The organism is Streptomyces sp. NPDC048197 (assembly GCF_043202395.1).
GTDB classification, from domain to species: domain Bacteria; phylum Actinomycetota; class Actinomycetes; order Streptomycetales; family Streptomycetaceae; genus Streptomyces; species Streptomyces siderophoricus.
This window is the reverse complement of record NZ_JBIDAJ010000014.1, coordinates 180,788-195,201: the sequence shown is the minus strand read 5'-3', so window position 1 is coordinate 195,201 and position 14,414 is coordinate 180,788. Positions and strand designations below refer to the sequence as shown.

The following is a 14,414-nucleotide window of genomic DNA, read 5'->3' as shown; positions in this document are numbered from 1 at the left end:
GTTGAGGGCGACTCTGCAGTCTCCAAGGCAGTTCACCTGAGCATCACTGCAGAAGCATCAGTGGTGTGCAGAGACCGCGAGTGTTAAATTGGGCAATCGCCCAAGACGATCGCCCAAGGAGTGTACTTGTCTGGTCAGACCAACGCCGAGCGCGGCCGGATCGTGCGTGCACAGCTGCTGGCTGCCGCGCGGGAACTCATCGGCGAGCTCGGCTGGACCGCCGTGAGCACGCGCAACCTGGCCGAGCGGGCCGGCGTCCGTCCGGGCCTGGTGCACTATCACTTCGAGTCGCTTCAGGCGCTGCTGCGTCAGGCCGTGGTCGAAGAGATGCGCCGCATGCTCGACGGCACCACGGCACTCCTCACCACGGCCGCGAATCCCACCGCCGGCATCGAGGCGATGCTGTCCGACCTCGACCGGTACACCGGCGCCGACCCCACATCCCTGCTGTTCATCGAGGCGTACCTCGCCGCTACCCGCGATCCCCGACTGCACGAGCAGATGCACGGACTCGTGATCGACTTCCGCAACAACCTCGCCACGTCGCTGGCCGGCGCGGGCCACCCCCGGCCCGAAGCGGCCGCGACCGTCGTCATGGCCGTATTCGACGGCTTCCTCCTCCACAAGGGACTCGACCCGGAACTGTCGGCCGCGGACATCGCGCCACTGCTGCGCCAACTCACCGACACCGAACCGAACGGAGAGCACCGATGAAAGCCCTCATCTGCGGTGCGGGCATCGCCGGCCTCGCCCTGGCCAAACGCCTCCACCACCACGGGTGGGAGGTCCACCTCGTCGACCACGCCCCCGGCCCCCGCACCCAGGGCTACGTGATCGACTTTTTTGGACCCGGGTACGAGGCTCTGAGCGCCATGGGCCTGCAATCCCAGCTGCGAGAATTCGCCAGCCCCGTCGAGGAGTTCCGCTACATCGACGACCGCGGGCGCACGACCGTCAGTGTCGACTACGCCCTCTTCTCCAAAGCGCTCAACGGTGAGATCGCCAGCATCATGCGGCCCGCGCTCGAACGCATGCTGCGCGAGTCGCTCGCCGAGGAGATCGATCTCCGCTACGGCGTCACCATCGACCGGATCGACGACAAGGCCGTTCTCTCCGACGGCACCACGATCGACGCCGACCTGATCGTGGGCGCCGACGGCATTCACTCCCGCGTCCGCTCGCTGGCCTTCGGCGGGGACGACGCTTGCCTCCGCTACCTCGGCATGCACACCGGCGCCTTCGTCTTCACCGATCCCGAGGCGTTCACACAGGTTCGCGGCCGGTTCGTGCTCACCGAGACACTCAACCGCCAGATGGGCTTCTACGGGCTCGGCGAGGGCCGCGTCGCGGTCTTCACCGTCCACCGCAACCCCGATCCGGCTCTGCCTGGGGACCCTCGCGAGACGCTCCGCCACGAGTACGCCGGCATGGGGGACCTCGCCGAACGCGCCTTGGCGCAGTGCCCCCCGCCCGACCAGGTCTACTACGACCAGGTCGCCCAGACCGACATACCCAGTTGGCACAACGGACGGGTGACGCTGGTCGGCGACGCCGCCCACGCCGTCTCCCTCATCGCCGGACAAGGCGCCTCCCTGGGCATCGCGGGTGCGTATGTGCTCGCCGAGCGGCTGCACCGGTCCTCTTCCGTCTCCGAAGGAGTGGCCGACTACGAACGGCGCTGGCGTCCGGTCGCGACCGACGTCCAGACCGCCGCCCGGGACCGGGTCACCGAGTGGTTCCTGCCGACCTCACCCGTCAAACTCCTGCTACGACGCTGGGGCTTCCGCGCCATGCGTCTCCCCGGCCTCGACCGGCTCCTGGTCGGCCCCCTCTTCCCAAAGGACCACCGAACCGTGGCCGAACTCGTCGCCTGACCGCACGGTCGGAACCCGGCCGGGACAGAAGCTTCCTGACGACGCCGTCGGTACCGGCGTACGAGATGGCACTGCCGTGGGGAGAATCGGAGCGAGACGCTGTCGACGGAGGCGTCGATCTCGTACTCCTGGGTCATGTCCCCGACGGCTCGCCGCCCGCGCCGTTGACGGCGGTGAGCGCTTCGATGAGCGCGGAACGCTGCTCAGGAACGAGACGTTCGACGATGGCGCTGATCTCCGCACGACGGCGGGTAGTGACGTCTTCGACCGTGCGTCTGCCTTCGTCGGTGAGCTGGAGCAGGGTCTCACGCCGGTTGTCGGGGTTGGCCTGCCGGTCCACCAGACCGGCCACGATGAGGCGGTCCACCATGCGCATCGCGGTCGAGGGGGCGACCTGGAGCAGTTCGGCGAGCACGACCAGCTTGGTGGCCCCTCGCGTGGAGAGGACCACCAGCATCCGGAACTGCGGGAGCGTCACCCGATCGAAAGCACCTGTTGACAACTTTTGCATAATGCAAATAGGTGCGTATCGGTGAGACGAGGGGAAAATGTGAGCCAGACGACAGGTCCAAGGGATGCCGTCAGTACGAACACCCGAAGCACGGTCCTCGCCCTGCCGTACGGGCCGCTGGTCGACTCGATGGCCAAGGAGGCCCGGGTCCACGGCGTACCTGAGGTGGTGCTGGCCGCCGCACAGACCGTGGGGGAAGCCACGGGGCCCCTCCCCACCCCCTTGTCGGCTGCCACCGAACTCACGGAATCCGGAGACCGGTTTTTCCGAGCCGGTCACGGAGCACTGCCGGTCCTTGACGTCGAAGGCTGCTCTTCGGGCACGCTCACCGCCCGATCCGTGGCCCAAGTGCTCGCCGAACGCCCCACTCACCAGAGCTCCCTGCGTGCACTCCACGCCCCCGTCGCCGCATGACGGAACCGATAGCCCCCACTCGCACTCGGGGAGATACGCCAGCTCTGACAGCGCACCGGCGGCACTCGTCGGCAGCCACGAAGACAAGGCCATTCCGCATATGAAGGCAGTCATCTGCGGGGCCGGTATCGCCGGCCTCGCGCTCGCCCAGCGTCTGGACACCTTTGGCTGGGAGGTCGTGGTCCTGGAGACGGCGCCCGGCCCCAGCACCCACGGCTACATGATCGATTTATCCGGCCCCGTCCAGGACGCCGCCGGAGCCATGGGCCTCCTGCCCCGGTTGCGGCAACTCACCTACCCGGTCCGTGAAGCCGTCTCGATCGACCACAGCGGACAGATCCGCGCCCTGCTGACGTACGAGCAGCCTGGCAAGGCGGCGGGAGGACAGCTGCTGAGTCTGATGCGCCCCGACCTCGAACAGGCCCTGCGGGAAAGCCTTTCCCATCGCGTGGATCTGCGCTTCGCCACCAGTCTCGTACATATCGACAATGACGTCACCGGCATCCGGGCGATCCTCACCGACCACAGCTCAGTCGGCGCCGACCTACTGGTCGGAGCCGATGGCCTCCACTCCACCGTGCGCTCCATGGCCTACGGGGACGAGGCACGCTACCTGCGCTATCTCGGCTTCCACACCGCCGCGTTCGTCTTCGACGCGCCGGACGTCCACGCCCGGCTCCGGAACCGGTTCTGCCTCACCGACACACTCGGGCGGCAGATGGGCTTCTACGGGCTCCGCAACGGCAAGGTCGCAGCACTCGCCGTGCACCGCACCCCCGACCCCGCCTTGCCGGACGACGTGCGGGCCGCTCTCCTGCGGGAGTATTCCGGGCTCGGCTGGGTCACGCCTCGCGCGCTGGAACGGTGCCCGTCGGCCGACCACATCTACTACGACCAGGTGGCGCAGATCGAGCTGCCGCAATGGAGCCGAGGCCGGGTCACACTCGTGGGCGACGCCTGCCAGGCCGTCTCCCTCCTCGCTGGACAAGGTGCCGCCCTCGGCATGGCCGGCGCCTGCATCCTGGCCGACCAACTCCACCGCACCGACTCGGTCGAAGCCGCCCTGCGCCGCTACGAACGGATCTGGCAGCCGGTGATCGCCGACGAACAACGCACAGTCCGAGAGGCCGCCCGGTGGTTCGTTCCCGACGCCGCCTGGCAACTCCACTTCCGGAGCGGGGACTTGAAGGCCGGCAGTCGGTCCGGCATCAACCACTACCGCGGCGCGGCCCTCGCCGGGGAGTCCACCCCGACCTCCGCGGAAACCGGCATCCGGAAGCCCTGAAGCCACCGACCAAGGAATCCACCTGATACGGCCAGAGCCAGGACCCATGACGCGAAGAGCGGGATCGTAGCCCGCGAGCATTGCCCGTCGGCCGGTTTTGAGCATCGTCGCTCAATCCCCTTCTTTGCTCAGTGCAAAGGTTAGCGTGGCACCGCCCACCTTCGCCCCGACGGCGGCGCCCGCCGGCGATCCGTCGCGCGCACCCCAGGAGGCACGATGAAATCTCACGCGCGAAACGCCCGGCCCGCCTCGAACCGCGGCCGTCTCATAGCCGCAGCACTCGCCTTCACCACAGTCATCGCTGCCGTGTCCGTGTGGCTGTGGCAGCGGAACGGGTCCGCCGACGAGTCCGTCTCCGCCGATCTACCGGCCGCGAGCGCGGCCTTGGCCGGCCCTCGCGCGGGCAACACCGGCACGGTCACCGCGTTGGACAAAACCTTCCTCACCAAGGTACGGCAAGCCGGACTGTGGGAGATGCCGGCGGGCCGGCTCGCCCAGACCCACGCATCCAGCGAAGCAATCAAGCGTGCCGGCATGCATGTGCTCGACGGACACAGCAAACTCGACCAACTCGTCCGTGAGGACTCCGAAGCACTGAACGTGCCGATCCCCGACCAGGCGACCCCCGAACAGCAAGGCTGGGTCGACCAGTTGAAGAAGGTCCGGGGCCACGCCTTCGACCAGCTCTTCGTGGACCTGCTCCGGGCCTCCCACGGCAAGGTGTTCATCACCATCGGTGAGGTCCGCGCCACCACCAAAAACGCCTTGGTACGACGTCTGGCGACGCAGGCCAACAACACGGTCCAGGACCACATGGACGTACTGGAGGACACCGGCCTCGTTTCGGACGCCACCCTCGACGACGTCGCCTCCACCATTCCCAAATGACCGTCTGCCGTGCCGGCTCCGAGAAGCGCACCGAGTGTCATCTCGCGAGCTCAACGGCCACGAGTGGCCCGTACCTCGACATGCTCCCCGGTCGACATGGTTGGCCTCGAAACCGGCGCGAGTGACGCGACAGGAGAACGCTTCGCCACCCCAGCCGCGTACCGGTCCGGATCCTCACGTCAACGTCCAGCGTCCACTGACGCCCCCTGAGCGGCTGTTCTGTCCAGGCAACCAGCCAGGAACGCCGCCTCGTCCTGGGCACTGAGGCTGCCAATGGCCTGCCGGGCCCACTTGCGTCCGCAGGCAGTTCGGTCCGCCGCCGCGTCGCCGGGCGGAGCACCGTGCGCGAGGCGTTCCCTGCGAATGACATCGCCCGCACGTTGGCCCAGCTGGTAGACCGCCAGATCTTTCCGTTGGTACACCGCACGCGGTGAGTGGCGCTCCTCACGATCGAGCTGAGGATCCTCTCCGCGCGGCAGCAACAACCAGATGGAGGTGCTGGCCCCCAGAGCCAGCAACCCCGCAACAACGGCGATGCTCAAACGCTTCCCACTCTTCACCATGACGGTGGCAGCCTCCAACTCACACCACGGCAGCGTTGCGCGCCGGCACACGCGGTGCTCTGGCCGGCGAGGCAGGTACATTCCAACAAGTCGACGGCCCAGGATTGCTCTGCCGCACCGACTGCCGGCATGCGATGAGGTGCGCGACCGTGACCCCGTTCGGACACCGCCGGGTGCGCGGCAGAGCCCGAGCCCGGCTTGGCGTGAAGGGCCGTACGCACAGCCTTGACACAGTCCGCAGTCCGCAGACCGCAGACCGCAGACCGCAGACCGCAGCATCGCGTCGATCTTTCGTCTTTATCGCCCATCCTCGACGGGTCACTCACCATCATCCCGATTTGACCGCATAATGACCATTTGTTTCAGATCATGTCATACAGACAGGCGTAGAAGTGGGGGATCGTCACCGACGCCGAGGCGATGAAGTCCGCCATCACCGACAAGCCGGCGCTCGCACTCTTCTGTGTCTCTGAGCTGTTGGATGACGGCGCCGGTTCCAAACGTGGCACTGGCCCAACGAGGCCAAGGACCGGATCTTCGCGCCCTTTCAGCGCTGCGGCGACGCACCCCGCAGCGCGGGCCTGGCGGTCGCCACGGCTTCGCGGAGGCCATCGGAGGCACGCTGGACGCTGAGGACCGGAGCGTCGGACGTCCCTCAGAACTCCGTGGCCGGCCAGTCGAGCAGCCGGGCGCCGATCACCGCGGTCTGGAGTGTGTAGCGGTGCACCGGGTCCCCGGGGTCGGCGCCGGTCAGGGTGTGGATGCGTTCCAGACGGTAGGTGAGGGCGCGCACGCTCAGCGACAGCCGCCTCGCTGCCTCGGCGGCGACGCACCCCGCGTCGAAGTATGCGGAAAGGGTGTCGATGAGCGGCTGGGCACCGCCTCGCGCGTTCTGGAGCGGACCGAGGGCATTGAGGACCAGGTCTGCCATGGCCTGCCGGTCTCGGGTGAGGACGGGGTAGACAAGGAGGTCGGCGGCCCGCAGGACGGGCGCGTCGAGTTCCAGGCGTTCGGCCAGGTCGAGGGCGTTGAGGGCCTCTTCGTAGGACTGGACGACGCCGCCCGGGCCGGGCTGGGGACGGCCGATGGCGATCTGCGCGCCGTCGGCAGCGGCGTACGCCTGCTTGGCGAAGAAGGCGAGGACTTCGTCCTGGTCGCCGGGGGCGATGCAGACCAGTCGACCGTCCTTGGTGGTGAGCAGGATGCTGCGGTCACCGAAGCGGCCGATCAGCGCCCGCTCGACCTCGCGGGGCACGGCGTCGCCCTCGTCGTACGCGGAGGTGCCCTGTGCCACCGCGACGGCGTGCTCATAGGACAGCCGCAGCCCGAACCGTTCCGCGCGCTCGGCGAGCAGACCGAGGTCGCTGCGACCGTACAGCAGGTCGTCGATGAACTCCCGCCGCGCTGCCTCCTCTTGGCGCACGGCGAGGCGCTGGGCCCGTTCATAGCCTTCGGCGAAGGCGTCGATGGCCTGTGCGGCCGCGGCGAGCACGCCGTCGGCCGGAGTGGTGGAGTGGGGCCAGTGGGCACGGGTGGCGGCGAGGTGGGCACCGACCAGAGCACGCAGTCCGTGGCCCGCCTCGGCGGCCCGCTCGCCCAGCACCCGGCGGGAGTCGAGTTCGTCGCGGGTCAACCGCCGGCCGGTTGCGGAGGCGTCCGCGAGGATGCGCGCATACCCGTCCAGGTATTCGTCGGGGATGCCCTGCCCTGCCACGTGTGCCCCCGATTTCTTGATGCCTTGGTAACGCCTTTCTAGCGCAGGCTCCAGGCGGGCGTACCAGCGGGGGCGGGAGACGTTGCCGGAGTCCGGCAATCCGGGTGGGCGGCCGGACGGCGGGGCGGTCATGGGCGGGAGGCATGCCGGGCGGTGGGGTTGGCGAGGACGTGGCGGGGGTCGGTGGCTCGGGTGATGGCGGACTCGACGGCGGCCACCCGGTCGGCGAGCAGGCCGAGTGCGGCGACAGCTCGGGTCAGAGGGTCTTCTTCGGGCCCGCCGAGGGTGCGGGTGCGGACGTAGGCGCTCTTGATCTCCGTCCAGCGGACCGCCTGTTCGGGGGTGAGGGTGCCCCGGAGTTCGGCGAGCTTGAGGAGGTTGACCTCGGCGCCGGTGGTGAGGGTCTGGGCCTCGCCCGTGTAGTGGTCATCGATGACGGCGGCCAGCTCGGTGTCGTTCATGACGGGCTCGATACGGGCGGCGATCTTGTTCATGTTGCGGTAGGAGCCCTGGAGCTGGAAGGGCGGCTCGGTGCGGGTGGCGTCGTCCTGTCCGGCGGAGGCGATGTATGCGGCGTTGACCTTCAGGACGGTGGACCGGGCCGTGAGCAGGTGGCGGAGCACGGCGGTGATCCGGCCGAGTTCGGCGGACGGGTAGGGGTGAGTGAGCTGGTCGGCCCGGGCGGTGGAGTCGTTCTCGGCCATCCGGATCAGCAGGTCGAGGTCGGTGCGGTCGCGGCCGGCGAGTGGGGCGAGGACGGGGTTGGCGGTGAGGGCGTTCTCGATGAAGCTGACGGCGAAGGCGTCCTGCTTGCCGGTCAGGACGTCGCCGAGGTTCCACACGTCCGCGCGGTTGGCGAGCATGTCGGGGACGCGGAACCGCCCGCCGGACTCGGTGTAGGGGTTGCCGGCCATGCACACGGCGAACCGCTTGCCCCGCAGGTCGTAGGTACGCGAGATGCCGTTCCAGACGCCTTCCATGCGGCGCTGCGCGTCGCACAGGGAGATGAACTTCTGAAGGAGTTCGGGCGAGGTGTGCTGGATGTCGTCCAGGTAGAGGAGGACGTTGTTGCCGGCCCCCAAGGCGAAGTTGACCTTGTCGATCTCCTGGCGGGCGGTGGCGTTCGGCGCCTCGGCCGGATCGAGGGAGGTGACGGTGTGGCCCAGGGCCGGTCCGTTGACCTTGACCAGGACGAGGCCGAGGCGGTCGGCGACGTACTCCATGAGGGTGGTCTTGCCGTAGCCGGGCGGCGAGACGAGAAGCAGCAGGCCGCCGGCGGTACCGAGTTGCTTGCCGAGGCTGTCGCCGATGAGGGGCAGGTAGACCTCGTCGATGAGGCGGTTGCGCACGAAGGTGGACATGATCTTCGGCCGGTACTCGTCCAGGCGCAGGCGGGTGCGCTCCACGGCGACGAGTGCGGTGCGGCGGTCCTGGTAGGCGCGGAAGCCGGGCAGTGTCTCTTCGCGGAAGCGGCGGGTGCGGTCCAGGAGTTCGTCGATGCGGAGGGCCAGGATGCGGCCGTCGATGCGGGGGTGGGTGCCGAGCAGTTCGTCGACGGTGGCGGTGAGCGGGGCGTCGCGGTCGTAGCGGTCCAGGTCGGGGCAGAGTTCGACGGCCACCGCCTCGGGCAGGTCGTCGGTGCTCTCACCGGTACTGGCGGCGTACGCGGACAGCCATGCCTCGATCAGCTGCCGTCGGACGGCCGGGTCCGCGATGCCCGCCAGATCCGCCTCGTAGGCCGAACTGTCGATGGTACGGCGGAACTTGTCGAGGAACGTGCGGGTGGCGGCGGTCGTGACGAACCCGTCGGGGGCGGTGGTCAGCTCCTCGAAGAGGTAGTCGGCGGCGGGGGCGGCATCCGGCCCGGTGATACGGGTGCCGAGTTCGGCGCAGTAGTCGGCGACGGCCGGCCCGAGCCCGAAGGTGTCGCGGGCGCGGGCGAGGGAGAGAGCCCGGCGGGTCCAGAGCTCTCGTTCCTGCGGTTCGGTGTCGTACGCCCAGAAGAGCTGGGCGGCGGCGCGCGCCCGGGGCGTGTGGCGCAGCAGACCGGCCCCGGTGTGCAGGCGCAGCAGAGCGGTGAGGATCAGGGTGGCGTCGTGGTCGTGGACGCCGCGCTCGTAGCCTTCGTCGTAGGCTGCTTCGGCCGCCGCGCGCACCAGGCCGGGCAGGTCGTCGGCGGCGAGGAGAGTCTGGGCGCCGTGCTCGGCCAGGAGGCGGGCGGCGAGGTGTTCGGCCCGATAGACGTCGGGGGTTTCGGAAGGCAGCAGCTGGTCCCGGTAGGCGTGCAGCTCCGCGAAGGCCGGGTCGGTGACCGGGGCCCGGTAGTCGGTGCCGGTGAGGGCGAACGCCATGCCGTCCTCATGCGGTACGAGCGTCAGGTCGAGCGGCTGGGTGTTGACCGCGAAGCGGTGGCGGCCCAGGCGGATGGTCTCGCCGCCGTCCGCGTACAGGTCGGTACGGTCGCGCAGGGAACGGGCCGCTTCCTGGCGGGCCGCCTCGACACGGGCGTCGAGTTCTTCGGCCCGTACCTGGTCGCCGAGTTCCCGTAGCTCCGTGATGGTGCGCCGGACCTTGGTGACCATCGGGTCCGAGGCGAAGTAGGTGTGGATCTCGTCGGTGGAAGCGAGCGTGGTGACCCTGCGGTCGACCGTGTCCAGCACACGGCCCGCCGAGACCGCCAGGCGGTCGCTGTGGCGGACGCGGGCGTCCTGAAGGGTCTGCTTGCGAGCGGCGAACGCCTCGTACACCTCGGTCCGCTTGGCGTCGAGCTCGGCGAGGAACTCGTCCGAGTCCGCGAACCGGGACTGAAGGTTCTCCAGCTGGAGCAGGAGCCGGGCGAGCTGTTCGTCGCAGCTCTCAGGGCTGGTGGCGGCCGCCAGCGCGCCGGTGACGGCCTGGCCCAGCAGCGAGAACTCGGCGGCGAACTCGGAGCGGCCTTCCCGTGCCGTCAGTTCCCGGCGGCGGGCGTCGAGGGTGGCGCGGGCGCGGTTGACGCCCGCGTGGACCTCGGCGAGCCGTTCGAGGACGGCCGTCCGGACGGTGGCATCCCCGATGTCGAGCCCCGTGACGACCTCGGAGAGGGTCTGGAGCTGCTCGCCGAACTCCTGAAGGCGGTCCGAGAGGGGCGCGGTCGCGGCGACGGTGGCGACCTCGGCGGCGTCGCGGGTGAGCTGCTCGATGGCGTCGTGGTGGCCGACGAAGGCATCCGGCCGTCCGAGGAAGGCGATGGCGCGCTGGGCTGCCGTGTCGATGTCGCCCGCGAGGTCCTGGGCGAGCGCGTCGATCCGGTCGGCGTCCGCGTACCGCATGTCCTTGAGAGCCAGCAAGTGACCCTGGGCCCGGCGCAGTTCGGTGATGCTCTCGATCCATGCGGTGGCGCTGCGCGGTGCTTCGCCGCGGATGCGCCGTACGAGGGTGACGATGCCCGCCGCGGCGTCGCCAAGGGCTTCGGCCGCCTGCCGGGTCAGCGCCTGGACGGTCCGGAACTCGGCGAGGACTTGCTCAGCGGTGGTCCGCATGGCGTCCAGCGGTGTGCGCAGATTCCCGAGGTCCTCGTCGGCCAGCCAGTGGTACTGGTCGGCGGCCCGGGTGCAGGAGGCGGCGAGCGTCTCGTACACCGCGGCGGTGGGGGCGGTCTCGGTGACCGCGCGGGCCAGGGACAGGCAGTCGGAGATGCCGCGGACCAGGTCGGCGTTGCCTATCCGGCTCAAGGGGCCCTGGCCGGCCGGGCGGGCGGCGGCGTAGGTGTCGGAGACGTACGGGGACCGCCAGATCTGCAGCGGGTGCACCCGCGCGGGCTCGTCGGAGCCGGCGCGCAGCACGAACATCGTGCCGTCGTCGAAGACCGCGTATCCGTGGCAGAGGACCGGATTCGCGACCTCCTTGCGGATCAGGTTGTACGGCAGGAGGAGGCTGCGGCCTTCCGCGCGCGCGTGGAAGGCGAACAGCACGTCCTCGCCGTTGGGTGAGCGCACCATGCGCTCGAATTCGAGGGTTTCCAGGAGTGCGGCGTCAGTGTCGAACGTCTTGTACGGGCCGGTGGCCAGGCAGTACCCGCCCGGGAAGACCACACCTTGGTCCTCGGGGAGCCGCCGGCACGCCTGCCCGATGCCGTCGAGGCGGACGACCGCCTTGGTGACGGTGTTGAAGACCAGGTGGCGCCAGGTCTCCTCCTTGTACGGGCGGATGCGCAGCAGGATCAGGGCACCCGCCCGGGCGTGTTCGATGTCCGCGTCGGCGAGGGACTGCAGCGGCTCCTCGACGGGCTCGGCGTAGATTCCCTCGCCCGTCTCGGTGTCGTCCTCGGCCTTGACCGTGAGGGTGCCTCCGACCGAGTCGACGAAGATCTCGCCGCCGATGGAGACATGCGGGTGGCGGCCCAGGACATGGTCGTCGCGGGTCGCCGCCGTCCACGCGAAGTCGTGCGATGCGGGAAGGACGTGGTCGCGCTCGCCGCGGGCGTCGAGGAATGCGGCCCGTCCGTCGTCGGACAGCGCCCAGCGCAGCACCCTGATGTCCTCGGTCTTCTCGCCGGTCTGGAAGACGGCGAGAAGCTTGCCGTCGAGGCGGCGAAGCTGGAGGAGGCGGGCCTCGCGGTAGTAGCGGAAGAGGGCGGCGAACTCCCTGACGAACGCCGGGTCGTCGAGCAGGCCGGGGACCGCGTCCGGCGGCAGTCGGGTGAGGTCACGGTCGTACAGGGCGAAGACGTCGGCGAGGGCAGTCGCGGACTGAGTGCCGGAAGGGCAGTGGTAGCCGAAGAGCAGCAGATCACCGATGGCGACGATGTCACGCGGGATGCACGGGTGATCAGTGCGGACGCTCTCGGTGCCGGTGAGCGCGAGCTCGGTGGAGCCGAACGTCTCCACTCGGCGGTCGTTGAGCGCGGTGGCGCGCTGGGCCAGCTGCCGTGCCTGCCCGGCAAGCCGGTCACGGAGCACCTCGTAGCTGCCCGCGTCCAGACCGGTCTCCATGTCCGGCTACCTTCCTTCTCCCTCAGTGATGGTGCGGTGCGTGCGGCCGGAACCGCTGACCCCCGTACAGCGGCCCCGGCCGGTCTTCGGTCAGCTCTTCACAGAGCCGTTCGGTGCGGCGAGCGGCATGTCTGCTATCCCCAACTGGCCTGCCCTGTCCAGCAGTTCACGCACCTGCCCGGACTGCTCGCCGCCGCCCTTCATCAGCTTCATCAGCAGTGCGGAGACCGTCAGGTTCTGCACGTCGGACGTCGACACCGACCCCAGGATCCGGCTCAGGTCATCGGTGAAGCTCGCCGTGCCGTCCAGCCACGGCTTGGCCAGCGCCTGCGCGGTCTCGGAGTGCTGGACGAAGCCGTCCACGCCCTTGCCGAGCGCGATGGAGGACACCAGCCGGTCGAAGAAGACCGACTCTCCGCCGACGATGTTGATGTCGGCATTCTCCAGCCCGGTCGCCAGCACTGTTGCCTGTGCCTCAGCCACCTGTCGCTGTACGTCCAGGCCGGCCAGCCGGATGTCCTTCTCCGCCGCCAGGCGCAGCCGGTACTCCTCGTGTCCGCGGGAGGCATCGTCGAGGGCGGCCATCGCCGCTGCCTTCTCGGTCAGGCCGGCGGCCTCCGCCTTGAGCTTCTCGCCGATGGCCGTGGCCTCGGCCAGCGCCTTCGCCCGTACGCCCTCCGCCTCCGCGCGCAGCCGCGCCTCGGCGGCCCCGGCCTCGGCGCGGCCGGCCTTCTCGATGACCTCGGCCTCCTTGTCGCGGACCTGCACCTCGGCAAGTCCGGGCGCCGCACTCTCGGCCTGGATCCCCTCGGCCAGTCGAAGCTTGGCCTGCGCATCGAGGTCGGCCGACTTCAACCGGGCCTCGGCCAGCGTCAGTTGCTCCGCCGCCCGGTGCGTGGCGGCCACTTCCGCGGCCTCGGCGGCCTTGATGTCCTTGACCAGCTTCTCCTGCGCCTCCGCCTCGGCGGCGATGATGACGGCCTGCCGACCGCGCTCCGCCTCCTCCACAGCGCGCAACTTCTTGATGGACTCCTCCTGCTCGGCAACCGTACGGTCCACCGCGACCCGCTCCCGGATGACCTCCGCGATCTCCCGCTTCTCCGCCTCGACCTCTTTCTCGGCGGAGATCCGCGTCAGCTGCGTCTCCCGCTCCCGGGCGATGACCTCCAGCAGCCGGTCCTTCTCGATGCGCTCGGTCTCGATGGCGATGACCCGCTCACGGTTCTTCGCGGCGACCGCGACCTCACGGGCCTGGTTCTCCCGCTGGACACCGAGCTGCTCCTCGGTCCGCAGGAACGCGCCCTGCGCACGCAGCCGCTCCTCCTCGACCACCCGCGCCGTCTCGGACTCCTCGCGGGCCCGGGAGGTGTCGATCTCACGCTTCTGCTTGATCTCGGCGTCGGCCTGGCGGCGCTCCAGCTCCAGGATGGCCTCCCGGGCGTCGACGTTCTGCCGGGTGATCTCCTTCTCCTCGGTGCGCTGGAACTCGTTGGTGCGCACGTGCTCCACCGTGGTCAGCTCGGTGATCTTGCGGATGCCCTGGGCGTCGAGGACGTTGTGCGGGTCGAGCTGGCTCAGCGGCGTCTGCTCCAGGTAGTCGATCGCCGCGTCCTCCAGGTGGTAGCCGCTCAGGTCGACACCGATGAGCTCGATGATCTTGTACCGCAGCTCCTCGCGCTTGGTGTAGAGGTCGGTGAAGTCCAGCTGCTTGCCGACCGTCTTGAGCGCCTCGGAGAACTTCGCGTGGAACAGCTCCTGGAGCGTGTTCTGGTCGCTGGCCCGCTGCGTGCCGACGGCCTGGGCGACCTTGATGACGTCCTCGACGGTCTTGTTGACCTTCACGAAGAACGAGATGCGGATGTCCGCACGGATGTTGTCCCGGCAGATCAGCCCGTCCTTGCCGGCCCGCGTGATCTCGATGGCCTTCACCGAGATGTCCATCACCTCGGCCTTGTGCAGCACCGGCAGCACGACCTGCCCGGTGAAGGTCACATCCACCTTCCGCACCTTCGAGACAATCAGCGCCTTGCCCTGCTCCACCTTGCGGAACAGGCGGGAGAAGACCAGCAGCATGACGACCGCGACGAGCAGGACAACGGCGACGAGCACACCGATGCCCACAGTGATGGCATCCATAAGAAACGTCCTTGAAGAGTGTGTGAGCGGAGGCATGAAGCGGGCTCGCAGGGCCGGGG

At 69.3% G+C, this 14,414-nt stretch carries 8 protein-coding genes and 1 pseudogene; 5 read left to right on the top strand and 4 right to left on the bottom strand.

Annotation, left to right across the window (positions count from 1 at the left end; genetic code table 11):
• Nucleotides 1-126 precede the first annotated feature (126 nt).
• Together ACGF4C_RS20415 and ACGF4C_RS20410 are read left to right on the top strand one after the other, a co-directional pair.
• Nucleotides 127-714, top strand: coding sequence for a TetR/AcrR family transcriptional regulator (locus ACGF4C_RS20415; RefSeq protein WP_393568005.1), 588 nt, complete (start codon nucleotides 127-129; stop codon nucleotides 712-714).
• The gene (locus tag ACGF4C_RS20410) at nucleotides 711-1,874 is read left to right on the top strand and encodes an FAD-dependent monooxygenase (protein ID WP_393568003.1); all 1,164 of its coding nucleotides are present in this window, start codon (nucleotides 711-713) and stop codon (nucleotides 1,872-1,874) included. Before ACGF4C_RS20415 ends, ACGF4C_RS20410 begins: the two co-directional genes overlap by 4 nt.
• A gap of 133 nt (nucleotides 1,875-2,007) precedes the next feature.
• Here the strand turns inward: ACGF4C_RS20410 and ACGF4C_RS20405 are convergent.
• A pseudogene (locus ACGF4C_RS20405) lies at nucleotides 2,008-2,358 on the bottom strand (MarR family winged helix-turn-helix transcriptional regulator); the annotation flags it as partial.
• Between the two features lie 66 nt (nucleotides 2,359-2,424).
• On the opposite strand from ACGF4C_RS20405, the gene ACGF4C_RS20400 reads away from it, so the two are divergent.
• From ACGF4C_RS20400 to ACGF4C_RS20390, 3 genes are all read left to right on the top strand, one after another.
• Nucleotides 2,425-2,799: a hypothetical protein gene (locus ACGF4C_RS20400; RefSeq protein WP_393568001.1), complete on the top strand. Its 375-nt coding sequence runs from the start codon at nucleotides 2,425-2,427 to the stop codon at nucleotides 2,797-2,799.
• Nucleotides 2,800-2,899: 100 nt separating this feature from the next.
• The gene (locus ACGF4C_RS20395) at nucleotides 2,900-4,084 is read left to right on the top strand and encodes an FAD-dependent monooxygenase (RefSeq protein WP_393567999.1); all 1,185 of its coding nucleotides are present in this window, start codon (nucleotides 2,900-2,902) and stop codon (nucleotides 4,082-4,084) included.
• 216 nt (nucleotides 4,085-4,300) lie between these two features.
• The gene (locus tag ACGF4C_RS20390) at nucleotides 4,301-4,972 is read left to right on the top strand and encodes a DUF4142 domain-containing protein (RefSeq protein ID WP_393567997.1); all 672 of its coding nucleotides are present in this window, start codon (nucleotides 4,301-4,303) and stop codon (nucleotides 4,970-4,972) included.
• Nucleotides 4,973-6,190: 1,218 nt separating this feature from the next.
• On the opposite strand, the gene ACGF4C_RS20385 is transcribed toward ACGF4C_RS20390, so the two are convergent.
• The 3 genes from ACGF4C_RS20385 to ACGF4C_RS20375 all read right to left on the bottom strand — a co-directional run bounded on the left by ACGF4C_RS20385 (nucleotide 6,191) and on the right by ACGF4C_RS20375 (nucleotide 14,355).
• The gene (locus ACGF4C_RS20385) at nucleotides 6,191-7,249 is read right to left on the bottom strand and encodes a PucR family transcriptional regulator (RefSeq protein ID WP_393567996.1); all 1,059 of its coding nucleotides are present in this window, start codon (nucleotides 7,247-7,249) and stop codon (nucleotides 6,191-6,193) included.
• Nucleotides 7,250-7,377: 128 nt separating this feature from the next.
• The gene (locus ACGF4C_RS20380; RefSeq protein ID WP_393567994.1) at nucleotides 7,378-12,219 is read right to left on the bottom strand and encodes a DNA repair ATPase; all 4,842 of its coding nucleotides are present in this window, start codon (nucleotides 12,217-12,219) and stop codon (nucleotides 7,378-7,380) included.
• A gap of 90 nt (nucleotides 12,220-12,309) precedes the next feature.
• The gene (locus tag ACGF4C_RS20375) at nucleotides 12,310-14,355 is read right to left on the bottom strand and encodes an SPFH domain-containing protein (RefSeq protein WP_393567993.1); all 2,046 of its coding nucleotides are present in this window, start codon (nucleotides 14,353-14,355) and stop codon (nucleotides 12,310-12,312) included.
• Nucleotides 14,356-14,414: the final 59 nt, after the last annotated feature.